The organism is Pseudomonas sp. GM17 (assembly GCF_000282175.2).
Lineage (GTDB): Bacteria > Pseudomonadota > Gammaproteobacteria > Pseudomonadales > Pseudomonadaceae > Aquipseudomonas > Aquipseudomonas chlororaphis.
The window spans coordinates 4,048,746-4,063,160 of the sequence record NZ_CP124732.1 but is presented as its reverse complement, the minus strand read 5'-3'; the positions used below and the strand labels follow the sequence as shown (position 1 = coordinate 4,063,160).

Below are 14,415 nucleotides of genomic sequence, written 5' to 3'. Positions count from 1 at the left end.
GGTTCAGGCGGACATGTCGCTCCACAGTTGTTGGAGTTGTTTGAAGTCCCAGTCTTCCAGGGCTTCGCGACCGACGATGCGTTCTTCGTCCCGGCCCCGTGAGAGGTCGAGGACCCGTTGCGGCAGGGGCATTTTCGAGCGGCTGGAGAAGAACACCTTGACCTTGGGCATCAACAGCGAATCGGGGTTTTGCTCCAGCACCACCGCCAGCTGCCCGCTGTGCAGGCGCACCAGGGAACCCACCGGGTAGATGCCGACGCTTTTCACCAGGGCCTGGAGTACTCGGGGGGAGAAATGCCCGGTCCAGCCGGACATGCGCTGCAGCGTTTCGGCGGGGTCCCAGCCACGGTTGTAGGGGCGGGTCGAGGTCACCGCGTCGTACACATCGCAGACCGCACCCATTTGTGCGAACAGGCTGATCTGCTCGCCCACCAGGTTGTGCGGATAGCCGCTGCCGTCGATCTTTTCGTGATGGTGCAGGCACACGTCCAGCACCAGCGCGTCCACCTGCGGGTTCTGCCGCAGGATCGCGCTGCCAGCGACCGGGTGCTGCTTGATCTGTTCGAACTCGGCGGCGGAGAGTTTTTCCGGTTTGTTGAGGATGCTGTCGGGGATGGTCAGTTTGCCGATGTCGTGCAGCAGCCCGGCGACCCCGGCTTGGTGCACCTGGGCTTCCGGCAGCTCCAACTGCCGGGCCACCGCCACCATCAGCGCGCACACCGCCACCGAGTGCATGTAGGTGTAGTCGTTGACAGTCTTCAGCCGGGCCAGGCTGATCAGCATGTCGGGGTGGCGCAGCAGCGAGTTGGAAAGCTCGTACACCAGATCGTCGACCTGGGCCAGCTCGATGGCCTTGCCCATGCGCACTTCCTGGAACATCGCCATGACCGCGTGTTTCGAGCGGGTGCAGAGTTTCATCGCGCGCTGGATTTCCTCGGCGCGCTCCACCCGCGGCTGCGCATCGCGGGCGCGCGGCGGCTCCGGGGCGGGGGCAGGCGCCTGGCCGTCTTGCGGCAGGTCCAGGCCTTTGGCCGAGTCGATCCACAGCTCGCTGACCTTGGACTGGCGCAGGCGCTGGTAATCGGTCTGGCTCTTGAGCACGAAACCGGCTTTCCAGAACGAGTGGTCAAGCCACGAGCCGCAGAACTGGTGGATGTACATCCCGATGCGCAACTGATCGATGGAAATACGTTTGAGCACGCTGAAATCCTCCAGCCGATCCGCTGCCGGCGGGTCGAGGGACCCGCCGACACCGGACAATAAGGCTCCTTGCCGTGACTGTCCTGAACTGCACAACCGGGCGCGAGGCGGCCGCGCCGGCGGTCAAAGGGAGAAGCGTGCCACCAGTTTGTTCAGACTCACCGCCAGGGTCGACAGTTCACTGCTGGCGATAGACGTCTGGCTGGCGGCCGAAGAGCTTTGCAGCGACAGGTCGCGGATGCTCATCAGGTTCTGGTCCACCGAGCGCGCTACCTGGGCCTGTTCCTCCGAGGCGGTGGCGATCATCAGGTTACGTTCGTTGATGTCGCTGATGGCCTGGGTGATGTGAGCGATGGCGTTGCCGGCCTCATGGGCGATGCTCAGGGTTTGGCTGGCGTCCTCGCTGCTTTGCTGCATGGACAGCATAGCCTTGCTTGAGCCGGACTGGATGCCCTGGATCATCTGCTCGATTTCCTGGGTCGAGAGCTGGGTGCGGTGGGCGAGGGCGCGTACCTCGTCGGCGACCACGGCGAAGCCGCGACCCTGTTCGCCAGCCCGAGCCGCCTCGATGGCGGCGTTGAGGGCCAGCAGGTTGGTTTGTTCGGCAATCGCCCGGATGACGTCCAGGACCTTGGTGATGTCCTGGGCCTGCTGGGCCAGGCCGGCCATTTCCACCCGGGTGTTTTCCACGGTGCTGGTGAGTTTCTCGATGGAGTGGATGGTCTGCTCGACCCGCTCCTTGCCCATGCTCGCCGAGCGCTCCGAGGCCTGGGTCGACTGCGAGGCGGAGACCGCGTTGCGCGCCACTTCCTCGACCGCGGCGGTCATTTCGTTGACCGCTGTGGCAGCCTGGTCGGTCTCCATGCTCTGTTGCTGGATGCCCGCGTTGGACTCGCGGGTGATGGCGCTCATTTCCTCGGCGGCGGAGGCCAGCTGGGTCGATGAGTCGGCGATGTGGCGGATGGTGGATTTCAGGCTGTCGAGCATGGCCTGGGTGGATTTCTGCAGGTCGGTGAGTTCGTCCCGACCGCTGACTTCCACCTGCGTGCGCAGGTCGCCCTCGGCGATTTTCTGCGTGGTGGCCAGCAGCGACAGCACCGGACGGATGATGCTGCGGGTGAACAGGGTGGCAATCAGGATGGTCAGGATAATGGCCAGGACGATGATCGCCGAGGTCAGGGTCAGGCCGCTATTGAACTGGGCATCGGCCGTCAAGGCCGACTGCTCGGCACCGGCCTCATTGATGCGGATCAGCGCCTCGATGGCGCTTTGCAGGGTGTTGGCCAGCGGCACCGTGACCTGGTTGATGTAGGTATTGGTCTGTTCGGCGGTGTTGGTCTTGCTGGTGTCGATCATCACCATCAGCTTGTCCAGGTAGTCCTGGGCGCCGCGTCGGACCTGTTCGTAGATGGCCTTTTCCTCGTTGCTGGAAATCAGCGGCTCGTAGTCCTTGATGGCCAGGGCCAGGGTGTTTTTTAAACCGGCTAGCTTGTCCAGGGAGGCGCCTTTCAGGCTCTCGTCCTCAGTGGCGTAATGCAGGGCCTCCAGGCGCACGCGCAAGGTGGCGGATTCGATTTTCGCGGCTTGCCTGACGCTCGGCATCCAGTTGCTTTGCAGGTCCACGGCCGCTTCGTGAATCTGCTCCATTTTCCACAGTACCAAGCCTCCCAGAGCGATCAACAACACACAGATGGCGCCAAAACTCAGGAGCGCCCTGAAGGTCAGTTTCATATTTCTTGTTGTCATACAGGCACCTTGCAGGTTGGAGTGATACAACCAGTCATATTTCGACTCCCTGTCGCCTTGTTATCACTCTGGCCTCAAAGAGATGAAAAATCTGTAGCGATGTAAAAAATATTTCGACGAAGTTCTTTCGTTCCGACAACGGGTGCCGGGTCGGCCGCCGTCACAGTTGCGCCGTGAGGGCAGGCAAACCAGCGGGCTTGACCCTTATCAACGTGCCTCGAAGGCTTGTGGGGCATGCTGCGACCCCCTCCAGTAAAAGGAACAAGGCCCATGACCCAGCCTGTGACAACGGCGCCCGCGGCCAAGGCCGCCTTACCGATCGGCTTGCTGGTCGCCGTGCTGGCGATGGTGGGCGTGCTGCTGTTGCCGCTGCCCGCCGACCTGCCGGTGGCGGGGCATCGGATGCTGGCGATCCTGGCGTTCGCGGTGGTGGTGTGGGTCAGCGAGGCGGTGTCCTACGAGGCCAGCGCCATCATGATCACCGCCCTGATGGCCTTCCTGGTCGGCACCGCGCCGACCTTGCAGGACCCGACGCAGCTCTACGGCAGCTCGGCGGCCATCAGCCTGGCCCTGACCGGTTTCTCCAATTCGGCCCTGGCCCTGGTGGCCGGCGCCTTGTTCATCGCCGCCGCCATGACCCACACCGGCCTCGACCGGCGCATCGCCCTGGTGACCCTGACCCGGGTCGGCACCAGCACCCGGCGGATCCTGGTCGGCGCCATCGCCGTGACCATCCTCCTCAGCCTGCTGGTGCCCAGCGCCACCGCCCGCAGCGCCTGCGTGGTGCCGATCATGATGGGGGTGATTGCCGCGTTCGGCGTCGACAAGCGCTCGAACATCGCCGCCGGGCTGATGATCGTCGTGGCCCAGGGCACCAGCATCTGGAACGTCGGCATCCAGACCGCCGCGGCGCAGAACCTGCTGACTGTGGGCTTCATGGACAAGATGCTCGGCCAGCGTGTGGCCTGGCTCGACTGGCTGATCGCCGGGGCGCCCTGGGCGGTGATCATGTCCCTGGTGCTGCTGTGGCTGGTGCTGAAACTGCTGCCCCCGGAAACCGACAGCATTCCCGGCGGCAAGGAGGCGGTGGCCCGGTCCCTGGCGGACATCGGGCCCATGACCGGGCCGCAGAAGCGCCTGCTGGCGGTGTCGTTGCTGCTGCTCCTGGCCTGGTCCACCGAGGGCAAGCTGCACCCGTTCGACACCACGACCACCACCTACGCCGGGCTGGTGATCCTGCTGCTGCCGCGGATCGGCATCATGACCTGGAAGGACGTGCAGGCCCGGATTCCCTGGGGCACGGTGATTGTCTTCGGGGTCGGCATCAGCCTCGGTTCGGCGCTGCTCAGCACCCAGGCCGGGCAATGGCTGGGGAGCCAGGTGGTGGCCCACACCGGGCTGGACCAGGTGGGGCCGTTGGCGGTGTTCGCGATCCTCGCGGCCTTCCTGATCCTCATCCACCTGGGGTTCGCCAGCGCCACGGCCCTGACCTCGGCCTTGCTGCCGATCCTGATCGCCGTGTTGCAGACCCTGCCGGGCGAGTTCAGCCGCCTGGGCATGACCATGCTGCTGGGGTTCGTCGTCAGCTACGGGTTTATCCTGCCGATCAATGCGCCACAGAACATGGTCTGCCTGGGCACCGAGACCTTCACCGCTCGCCAGTTCGCCAAGGTCGGGCTGCTGGTGACGCTGCTGGGCTACCTGTTGATGCTGGTGTTCGCCATGACCTGGTGGAAATGGCTGGGCTGGCTCTAGCCCGCTCTCCTGGGTGCGGCGCCCAGGATTCACAGCCAGCCGCTGAAGACCTTGGTCACGCTGCCGGCCAGCCGCACCTGGCCCTGGCCGTCCCAGCTGACGGTCACCGGACCGCCGTCGCACAGCACCCGCACCGGGCTGTCCAGCAGGCCGCGGCGGATGCCGTTGACCGCCGCGCCGCAAGAGCATGAGCCGGAACCCAGAGGGATGGCGCCGTTGCGTTCCCAGATGCGCAGGCGAATGGTCTGCCGGTCGATGACCTGGACGACATGCACATTGGTCTTGCGCGGGAACAGCGGGTGCGCCTCGATCCGCGGGCCGAATGTCGCCACATCGATGCGCTCCAGGTCGTCGACGAAAAACGTGCAGTGCGGATTGCCCATGCTGCACGCCGCCGGCTCGCCGGGCAGGGGCAGGGCCAGGCTGTCGAGGGCCGTCGCCAGCGGAATGTCCTGCCAGGCAAATTGCGCCACGCCCATCTCCACCGCCACCGACTGATCGTCCAGGCGCGTGCAGTGCTGGATGCCGCGCACGGTTTTCACCCATACCGAGTCTGCGCCGCTTTCGCGCATCAGCAGGTCGGCCGCGCCGCGGGTGGCGCTGCCGCAGGTGCTCAGGCTGGAACCATCGGCATTCCAGAAAGTCAGTTGCGCCGCCGTCTCGGGGCAATCGCTGAGCACCACCAGTTGATTGAAACCCACGCCGCGATGGCGGTCGCCCAAGGCCCTGGCCAGCTCGGCGGTGATCGGGTTGTCGCGCCCGCGGGCATCGACCAACATGAAGTCGTCGCCATTGGCATGCAGCTTCTGAAAAGGCAGGGGCATGGAGGTCTCCGCGGCTGGAGCGCAAGGGGAGGTTGATTCTAGAGGGGCAGGGGCGGCAATGGTAAATGCGACGTCGCAAGAAATGGTCCGTAGGAGCCAGCTTGCTGGCGATACGGGTACCGCGGCCAGCCAGGCACACCGCTATCGCGAGCAAGCTCGCTCCTACAAAGACGCCTCAGGTTCCGGCAAACTGCCGGGCAATCCGGAACAACTCTGGATCGTCCGCCACTTGGGCGGACATGGAACAAGCTCACGCAATGGCAAGGTCAATAAATGGATAGTTACGCCCCGCGCAACTGGCAACCCCACGAAAAGCCCAGCTTGCCCGGTTCCCCCTCGACGCCGCTGCACCCCACCCACAAGCGCCTGGCCTATGCCCTGGTCGGTTTGCTGGTGGCGATCACCGGCGGCCTCGGCAACTCGTTGGTGATCGCCAACCTGCCGTATCTGCAAGGCGCCCTGGGCGCGACCACCGCGGAAATGGCCTGGCTGCCGGCCGCCTACGTGATGACCAACGTGTCGATGAACCTGCTGCTGGTGAAGTTTCGCCAGCAGTTCGGCCTGCGCGCCTTTACCGAGGTGTTCCTGGTGCTCTATGCGCTGGTGACCTTCGGCCACCTGTTCGTCAACGACCTGAGTTCGGCCATCGCCGTGCGCGCGGCCCACGGCATGGTCGGCGCGGCCCTGAGCTCCCTGGGCCTGTACTACATGGTCCAGGCGTTCCCGGCCAAGTGGCGGATGAAAGCCCTGGTGCTCGGGCTGGGCGCCTCGCAACTGGCTTTGCCCTGGCGCGGCTGTTTTCCGAAGACCTGCTGCAGATCGCCGAATGGCGCGGCCTGTACCTGTTCGAACTGGGGCTGGCGCTGGCGTCCCTGGGCTGCGTGTTCCTGCTCAAGCTGCCGCCCGGCGACCGTTTCCGCACCTTCGAGAAACTCGATTTCCTGACCTTCGCCATCCTCGCCAGCGGCGTTGCGCTGCTCTGCGCCGTGCTGTCCCTGGGGCGCATCGACTGGTGGCTGGAGGCGCCGTGGATCGGCTACGCGAGCGCCGGTTCGATCGTGCTGATCCTCGCCGGCCTGGCCATCGAACATAACCGCCGCAACCCGATGCTGATGACCCGCTGGCTGGGCAGCGGGGCGGCGATCCGCCTGGCCCTGGCAGTGATCCTGATTCGCATGGTGCTGTCCGAGCAGTCCACCGGCGCCGTGGGGTTTCTCCAGGCGCTGAACATGAGCAGCCAGCAGATGCGCCTGCTGTATGGGGTGATGCTGCTGGGCAGCATCGCGGGCCTGGCCACCAGTGCCCTGACCATCAACCCGGCGCACCTGTTGATGCCGCTGATCATCTCCCTGGCGCTGATGGCCGTGGGCTCGGTGATGGACAGCTTCTCCAATAACCTCACGCGCCCGGCCAACATGTATTTCAGCCAGTTCCTGCTGGCCTTCGGCGGCACCTTCTTTCTTGGCCCGACCATGGTCCTGGGCACGCGCAACGTGCTGACCAACCCGCGCAACCTGGTGAGCTTCTCGGTGCTGTTCGGCATCTGCCAGAACCTCGGCGGGCTGATCGGCTCGGCGCTGCTGGGGACCTTCCAGATCGTCCGCGAGAAATACCATTCCAGCCATATCGTCGAGCAACTGGTGCTGATGGACCCACGGGTGCTGGGCCGGGTGCAGAGCGGCGGGGCGGCCGTCGGCCGGGTCATCGCCGACCCGCAGGCGCGCGAGCTGCAAGGCATCCGCAGCCTGGCCAGCGCCGTCACCCGCGAAGCCAACGTGCTGGCCTACAACGATGTGTTCATGCTGATCGCGGTGATCGCCGTGCTGACCATGATCTGGATCTTCATTCGCAGCCTGTGGCTGATGAGCACGACCAAGGCGGTTGCGCCAGCAACCCCAGCCCCGACTCCCGTCCAACCCAGCGGTGCCATTTCTTCATGACCGAACCGACCATCACCACCACCAACGCCATTGCCTCGACCCCGGAAGGCAGCGCGCCGCCGTCGATGCCGATCACCGAGCCGCGTTCGCTACGGGTGCGGATCATCTCGTCCCTGGGGTTCGCCGCGATCGCCATCACCGGAGTATTGATCGTGCTCTATGCCTGGCAGCTGCCGCCGTTCAGCAGCCCCATCGAAAGCACCGAGAACGCCCTGGTGCGCGGCCAGGTGACGATCATCGGGCCGCAGCTCAGCGGCTATGTGTTCGAGGTGCCGGTGCAGGACTTCCAGTTCGTCAAGGCCGGCGATCTGCTGGTGCGCCTCGACGACCGCATCTACAAGCAGCGCCTGGAGCAGTCCCTGGCCCAGCTGGCGGCGCAGAAGGCGGCGCTGGCCAATGTGGTGCAGCAACGCAACAGCGCCGAAGCCACCATCAAGCTGCGCCAGGCGGCGCTGGCCGACAGCCAGGCCCAGGCACGCAAGAGCGCCGCCGACCTGCGGCGTAACCAGGAGCTGATCGCCGACGGTTCGGTGTCCCAGCGGGACCTCGACGTGACCCGCGCCGCCAACGCCCAGACCCTCGCCGCGGTGGCCCAGGCCCAGGCGCAGCTGGACATCGCCCGCCAGGACCTGCAGACGGTGATCGTCAATCGCGGTTCGCTGGAGGCCGCGGTGGCCAATGCCGAGGCGGCGGTGCAACTGGCGCGGATCGACCTGTCCAACACCCGGGTCACCGCGCCGCGCGACGGCCAGCTGGGGCAGATCGGCGTGCGCCTGGGGGCCTACGTCAATTCCGGGGCGCAGCTGATGGCGCTGGTGCCGAACCAGCTCTGGGTGATCGCCAACATGAAGGAAACCCAGATGGACAACATCCGTGTCGGCCAGCCCGCAAGCTTCACCGTCGATGCGCTCGACCACCGTAAATTCCACGGCCATGTGCAGCGCATTTCGCCGGCCACCGGTTCGGAGTTCGCCTTGTTGCAGGCCGACAACGCCACCGGCAACTTCGTCAAGATTGCCCAGCGGATACCGGTGCGCATCACCGTCGACCCCGACCAGGCAGAAAGCGAACGCTTGCGTCCGGGGATGTCGGTGGTGGTGAGTATCGATACGGCCGCGCAAGGGGATACCCGGGTCGAATGATCCGACGCTTGTGTAGGAGCGAGGCTTGCCCGCGAAGGCGCCAGCCCGGTCGATACAGGTCCGGAGTGGGTGTCGGACTCAAGATCCTATCGCGGGCAAGCCTCGCTCCTACAGAAGACGGGCGGGGTGTCAGACGGTGAGAGGCGGCAAGGTGCCGAGCAGCGACACGGCCGCCACCGCGGCGATGCCCAGCAGCCATTCCAGTAGCACGCTGCGGCGCAGGGTGCCCAGGCGTTGCTGGCAGTCCTCGATGCGCAGGCGGTTGAACAGGGCCAGGGCGAACATGCCGCACACCAGCAGCACCTTGATCAGCAGGATCAGGGCAAAGCCGGACAGCAGCGGTGTCGGCCACAGCTGGCCGGTCAGCACTCGTACATTGATCAGACCCGTGACCAGCAACCCACCTACGAGCCCGTAACCCACGCCGCTGAAACGCAGTAGGACCCGCTCCAGAGGCTGCTCGCCGGGTTGCCGCAGAATCATCAGCAGCACCAGCAAACCGCCGAGCCACAGGCTGACGCAGCCCAGGTGGACGATCTGGTTGAGGATCAGCAACTGGCCGCTGAGGCCGTCGAGCATGGCGCCGTGGCCCACGGGGGCGAGGGTGGCCAGCAACAGGGCGGCGAGGATCAGCCGCAGCGCCAGCCGCTCACCCAGGCGGGTCAGCAGCAGAACCACCAGCGCGCCATTGAGCAGCAGATGCCAGCTCCACACCTGGCCGAAAAAGGTCTTGCCCAATACCAGTCGCAAGGTCGCCGGGTCCAGGGCCGCGGCGCCGCTGCCGGCCATGCTGGCGGTGATCAGCAGCAACCAGCAGATGCCGGTGGCCAGGGCCGTCCAGGCCAGCCCGCGGCCGAGTCGCGTCAGGCGGCGATCCAAGGCGGCAACGGGCTCGCGCCCCAACAGCAGGGGCCTGAACACCCAGGCCCCGAACAGCAGCAGGACGGCCGCGAAATGCACGAAGCGGCAGAGCACCAACAGGGTCGACATCGGTTACTGGCCGACCTTGAAGCTGTAGCTGCCTTCGCTCGTGTGGGTATCCACCGACACCGCGTGCCACTCGACCTTGTAGGCGCCCGCCGCCAGCGGTGCCGCCGGGGTCACGACCAGGGTCTTCTTGTCCGCGCCTTCGGTGGCCAGGGCCTTGACGGCGACCGCCGCGCCATCCTTGCTCAGGCTGACTTTAGTGAAGGCCGCCTCGACGCCTTCGGAAAACACCAGGCGCAACTCGCTTGGCGCGCTCACCGTGCTGTCGGCGGCCGGGACCTGGCTTTGCAGGTGGGCATGGGCGAAGGCCGAAGAGGCGGCGACGAGAGAGGCCAGCAGGGCGCTGGTGGTCAGCAGTTTTTTCAGCATGGGAAATACCTGTTCAATGAGTGTCGGGTGGTCGCTGCGTCGATGAGTATAAGGACCGTGGTCGGGTCGCTGGATGAAACATCGGCGCGCTGTTCAAGCGCTTTTCAGGCGCATGTGGATGATCGGGAACGGCCGGCCCTGGCCGTCGGTTGCCGAGCGGCCGATGTCTTCGAAACCGTAGTGCCGATAAAAACCATGGGCCTGGGGGTTCTGTTCGTTGACGTCGACGCTGAGCCGCGGATGCCGGCTGCGCACATGGTCGAGCAGTTGCCGGCCGACGCCCTGGCCACGGCGGGCCGGTTCGACAAACAGCATTTCCACCTTGTCGCCGGCGGTGGCGATAAAGCCGGCCGGGGTGCCGTCGGCATCCTCCAGCAACCAGGCTTCGAGGGCTGGCAGGTAGGTGTCGCGCACCAGAGGGTAGAGCAGCTGGATGTCGTCTTCGGCGATAAAGTCGTGGGTGGCCCGTACCGAGCGTTCCCACAGGGCGGCGAGCCGCGGATCGTCTGCGGCCCGGCGTTTGCGAATGTTCATGGATAAGCTCCATAGCGGCGTTGCAGGATGGCCGAAACGCTCTGGGTTCGGCGGCGAAAGTCCTGCCTGCATGTCCGTGTCGCGAATCAACGCCTGGACGGAACACTTCAGGTGCCCGGGAATAAGGCGGGAGGGATCCTAACCAATCGGTTTTGCCGGGGAAAGCCGGGCGCAGGAAGTTTCGTTTTTGTACGAAGGCCGATGGTAGTCTTGCAGCAGACTGTTTTCAGGGAGCCCTTATGGGCAATCACAAGATCGAGATCCGTCGCAGCAACGTCGAAAAAATCCTCCTGGCGGCGGAAAAGGTGTTCGCCGAAAAAGGCTTCAGCGGCACGGCCATGGCCGATATCGCCGCCGAGGTGCAATTGCCGCGCTCCAACCTGCATTACTACTTCAGCACCAAGAGCGAGCTGTACAGCGCGGTGCTGTTGGAGCTGCTGGAGCTGTGGAAGCAGGACGCGCTGTGCTTCGAGATGTTCGACGACCCGCGGGTGGTGCTCAGCAGTTATATCCGCGCCAAGATGAACCATTCGCGCAGCCGGCCCTATGGCTCGAAAGTCTGGGCCAACGAAATCATCCACGGCGCGCCGACCCTGGGCGAGGCGCTGGACGCCAGCCTGTACGACTGGGCGAAGATGAAGGAAGCGAAGATCCGCCAGTGGGTCGAAGACCAACGCATCCTGCCGGTGGAACCGTCGAGCCTGCTGTACATGATCTGGGCCTCGACCCAGCACTACGCCGACTTCGACCACCAGATCATGATCATCAACGAACACCAGCCGCTGTCGGACATGCAGTTCGAAAAGGCCGTGCAGACGGTGACCAGCGTGATCCTGCGCGGGATCGGGCTGGAGCCCTGATACGGCAGCCCCCCTGAGCGCCGGGCGTATAGCCGCTGCCGAGCGCAGCGAGGCTGCGAACGGTCGCGAAGCGGCCGCAACCCGGATAGCGCACAAGACCTGACACTCCGCGGATTCAGGTTTTGCGGCAACTGTGTTGCCGATCGCAGCCTCGCGGGCTCGGCAGCGGCTACGGGGACAGGCGTTCATCGCGGGCAAGCCTCGCTCCTACAAGGTGCATGCCGTAGGAGCGAGGCTTGCCCGCGAAAGCGTCGGTGCGGTCCGCGCCGGGCCTAAACCGCCTCGCGATACGGATTGCGCGGGTCGTGCTGCCAGTCGAGGAACGGTTTGCCGTTGTCCTGGGGCACCATCTCGATGCAGTCCTGCACCGGGCAGGTGATCTGGCACAGGTTGCAGCCCACGCATTCGGCGTCGATCACCTCATATTTATGCGTACCGTCGGCCTGCTTGAGGCTGGCGATGGCCTGGTGCGAGGTGTCTTCGCAGGCGATATGGCAGCGGCCGCAGCCGATGCAGGCGTCCTGGTCGATCTTGGCGATCACCTGGTAGTTGATATCCAGGTACTTCCAGTCGGTGGTGTTGCCCACCGCGCGCCCGGAGAAGTCCTGCAGGCTGTGATAACCCTGGCTGTCCATCCACCGCGACAGGCCGTCCTTCATCTCCTCGACAATGCGGAAACCATGCAGCATCGCGGCCGTGCACACCTGCACCGCGCCGCAACCCAGGGCGACGAATTCCGCGGCATCGCGCCAGGTGCCGATGCCGCCGATACCGCAGATCGGCAGGCCGTGGGTCTGCGGGTCACGGGCGATCTCGGCGACCATGTTCAGGGCAATCGGCTTGACCGCCGAACCGCAGTAGCCACCGTGGGTGCTCTGGCTGCCGACCATCGGGTTGGCGACCATGCGCTCAAGATCCACGCTGGTGATCGAGTTGATGGTGTTGATCAGCGACACCGCGTCGGCGCCGCCGCGATGGGCCGCGCGGGCGGCCATGCGGATATCGGTGATGTTCGGCGTCAGCTTGACGATCACCGGCAGCGAGCAATAGGTCTTGCACCAGCGGGTGACCTGTTCCACGTACTCCGGCACCTGGCCGACCGCCGCGCCCATGCCGCGCTCCGGCATGCCGTGGGGGCAGCCGAAGTTCAGCTCGATGCCGTCGGCGCCGGTGGCTTCCACCAAGGGCAGGATGTTTTTCCATGACTCTTCGACGCAGGGCACCATCAGCGACACGATCAGCGCACGGTCCGGCCAGTCCTTCTTGACCTGGGTGATTTCCCTGAGGTTGATCTCCAGGGAGCGGTCGGTGATCAGTTCGATATTGTTGATGCCCAGCACTTCGCGGTTGGCGCCGAAGTGCGCCGAGTAGCGTGACGACACGTTGACCGCCGCCGGGTCCTCGCCCAGGGTTTTCCAGACCACGCCGCCCCAGCCGGCCTCGAAGGCGCGGACCACGTTGTAGGCCTTGTCGGTCGGCGGCGCGGAGGCCAGCCAGAACGGGTTGGGGGCTTTGATACCGGCGAACACAATCGACAGATCGGCCATTTACGCAGCCTCCACGTTGAGCATGAGTTGGGCATGCATGGCCTCGGCGGCCCGCTTGCCGTGTTGCACCGCCTGGACCGTGAGGTCCTGGCCGAGGCTGACGCAGTCGCCGCCGGCATACACCCCGGGGATGCTGGTACGCAGCTGTTCGTCGACTTCGATGCGCTCGCCGGCGCGCTTGAGTTCCTGAGCCAGTGGGTCGCCCAGCGGGTCGCTCAGCGCGGCGCCGTCGAACGCCTGGCCGATGGCCTTGAAGATCGCGTCGGCGGCCAGTTCGAAGGTCTCTCCAGTGGTTTGCAGGCGGCCCTCTACCAGCCGGGTGCGGGCGAAGCGCATGCCGCGCACCTGGCCCTGGGCGTCGAGCAGCACTTCCTCGGGCGCAGCCCAGGTCAGCAGGCGCACCTGATTGGCCTTGGCGATGTCCTGTTCATGGCGAGTCGCGCCCATGTCCTCGATGCCGCGGCGGTACACCAGGTTGACATCGTGGGCGCCAAGGCGGGCCATCTGCACCGCCATGTCGATCGCGGTGTTGCCGGCGCCGAGGACGATGCAGCGCTCGGCCAGGGGCAGTTGCGTGAGGTCGTCGGCCTGGCGCAGTTCGCGGATGTAGTCGGTGGCGGCCAGCAGGCCGGGGGCGTCCTCATGGGGCAGGCCCAGCTGTTTGCTGGCGGCCAGGCCGAGGCCGAGGAACACCGCGTCGAATTGCTGGTGCAGCTCGGTGAGGCTCAGGTTGTCGCCGAGTTTGTGCCCGTGGCGGATCTCGATGCCGCCGATCTGCAGCAGGAAGTCCAGCTCCTTCTGGGCGAAGTCGTCCACCAGCTTGTACTTGGCGATCCCGTATTCGTTGAGGCCGCCGGCTTTTTCCCGGGCCTCGAAAATCACCACCTCATGGCCGTGCATGGCGCAGCGGTGGGCGCACGACAGCCCCGCCGGCCCGGCGCCGACCACGGCGATGCGCTTGCCGCTGGCGGCCTCGCGCTGGAACGGGTGCTGGCTGAAGTGCGCGTTGTCCACCGCGTAGCGTTGCAACAGGCCGATCAGCACCGGCGCGCACTCCTGGGCGTTGTTACGCACGCAGGCCTGCTGGCACAGGATCTCCGTCGGGCACACCCGGGCGCAGCTGCCGCCGAGGATATTGGCCGAGAGAATCTTTTGCGCCGCGCCCTGGACGTTGTCGGTGTGGATATGGCGGATGAACGAGGGAATGTCGATCTCGCTGGGACAGGCGTTGACGCACGGCGCGTCGTAGCAATACAGGCAGCGCGAGGCTTCCAGGTGCGCCTGGCGGTCGTTGAGCGGCGGCGCCAGGTCGCTGAAGTGGCCGGCGAGGGTGGCGCCATCCTCCTGGGGATGGGGCAAGTGGTTCAGGGTCTTGATCACGGTTCAGGCCTCACGGTTTTTTGTCGATTGCCTCTGACGGGCATTGTTCTTCACCAACGGGACGGACCCCCGCTGGATTCGCTGCAACGCTTCTTGTAGCCGCTGCCGAGCGCAGCGAGGCTGCGATCGGC

Annotated in this window: 11 protein-coding genes and 1 pseudogene; 4 read left to right on the top strand and 8 right to left on the bottom strand. The window is 65.5% G+C overall.

The genetic code is table 11. The features are described from left to right. Positions 1-3: 3 nt before the first annotated feature. Both PMI20_RS18235 and PMI20_RS18230 read right to left on the bottom strand, forming a co-directional pair. Positions 4-1,200, bottom strand: coding sequence for a cyclic di-GMP phosphodiesterase (locus tag PMI20_RS18235; protein WP_037034049.1), 1,197 nt, complete (start codon positions 1,198-1,200; stop codon positions 4-6). A gap of 123 nt (positions 1,201-1,323) precedes the next feature. Next, positions 1,324-2,931 carry a methyl-accepting chemotaxis protein gene (locus PMI20_RS18230; RefSeq protein ID WP_493185320.1) on the bottom strand — a complete coding sequence of 536 codons (1,608 nt, stop codon included), beginning with the start codon at positions 2,929-2,931 and terminating at the stop codon, positions 1,324-1,326. A gap of 285 nt (positions 2,932-3,216) precedes the next feature. Between PMI20_RS18230 and PMI20_RS18225 the strand changes: the two genes are divergently transcribed. Then, positions 3,217-4,701, top strand: a complete 1,485-nt coding sequence (locus PMI20_RS18225; RefSeq protein WP_284168583.1) for a DASS family sodium-coupled anion symporter — start codon at positions 3,217-3,219, stop codon at positions 4,699-4,701. 29 nt (positions 4,702-4,730) lie between these two features. Here PMI20_RS18225 and dapF read toward each other — a convergent pair whose 3' ends face one another. Then, on the bottom strand, positions 4,731-5,525 hold the full coding sequence (gene dapF, locus PMI20_RS18220; protein ID WP_007922217.1) for a diaminopimelate epimerase: 795 nt from the start codon (positions 5,523-5,525) through the stop codon (positions 4,731-4,733). A gap of 273 nt (positions 5,526-5,798) precedes the next feature. Between dapF and PMI20_RS18215 the strand changes: the two are divergent. Both PMI20_RS18215 and PMI20_RS18210 read left to right on the top strand, forming a co-directional pair. Then, positions 5,799-7,465 (top strand): annotated as a pseudogene (locus PMI20_RS18215) (MFS transporter). Continuing rightward, positions 7,462-8,607, top strand: a complete 1,146-nt coding sequence (locus tag PMI20_RS18210; RefSeq protein ID WP_007922215.1) for an HlyD family secretion protein — start codon at positions 7,462-7,464, stop codon at positions 8,605-8,607. Before PMI20_RS18215 ends, PMI20_RS18210 begins: the two are co-directional and overlap by 4 nt. A 129-nt stretch (positions 8,608-8,736) precedes the next feature. Here the strand turns inward: PMI20_RS18210 and copD are convergent, their stop codons facing one another. The 3 genes from copD to PMI20_RS18195 all read right to left on the bottom strand — a co-directional run bounded on the left by copD (position 8,737) and on the right by PMI20_RS18195 (position 10,497). After that, a complete protein-coding gene (gene copD, locus PMI20_RS18205; protein WP_007922209.1) occupies positions 8,737-9,597 on the bottom strand; it encodes a copper homeostasis membrane protein CopD in 861 nt (286 codons plus the stop codon). 3 nt (positions 9,598-9,600) lie between these two features. Further along, the gene (gene copC / locus PMI20_RS18200; protein ID WP_007922200.1) at positions 9,601-9,963 is read right to left on the bottom strand and encodes a copper homeostasis periplasmic binding protein CopC; all 363 of its coding nucleotides are present in this window, start codon (positions 9,961-9,963) and stop codon (positions 9,601-9,603) included. A gap of 93 nt (positions 9,964-10,056) precedes the next feature. Further along, positions 10,057-10,497, bottom strand: coding sequence for an acetyltransferase (locus tag PMI20_RS18195; RefSeq protein ID WP_007922199.1), 441 nt, complete (start codon positions 10,495-10,497; stop codon positions 10,057-10,059). A 239-nt stretch (positions 10,498-10,736) separates the two neighbouring features. Here PMI20_RS18195 and PMI20_RS18190 point away from each other — a divergent pair, with 239 nt between their 5' ends. After that, positions 10,737-11,357, top strand: coding sequence for a TetR/AcrR family transcriptional regulator (locus PMI20_RS18190; RefSeq protein WP_007922198.1), 621 nt, complete (start codon positions 10,737-10,739; stop codon positions 11,355-11,357). Positions 11,358-11,629: 272 nt separating this feature from the next. On the opposite strand, the gene preA is transcribed toward PMI20_RS18190, so the two are convergent. Continuing rightward, positions 11,630-12,904: an NAD-dependent dihydropyrimidine dehydrogenase subunit PreA gene (gene preA / locus PMI20_RS18185; RefSeq protein WP_284168572.1), complete on the bottom strand. Its 1,275-nt coding sequence runs from the start codon at positions 12,902-12,904 to the stop codon at positions 11,630-11,632. Beyond that, complete coding sequence (locus PMI20_RS18180) at positions 12,905-14,284, bottom strand: NAD(P)-dependent oxidoreductase (RefSeq protein ID WP_007930848.1); 1,380 nt, start codon at positions 14,282-14,284, stop codon at positions 12,905-12,907. Positions 14,285-14,415: the final 131 nt, after the last annotated feature.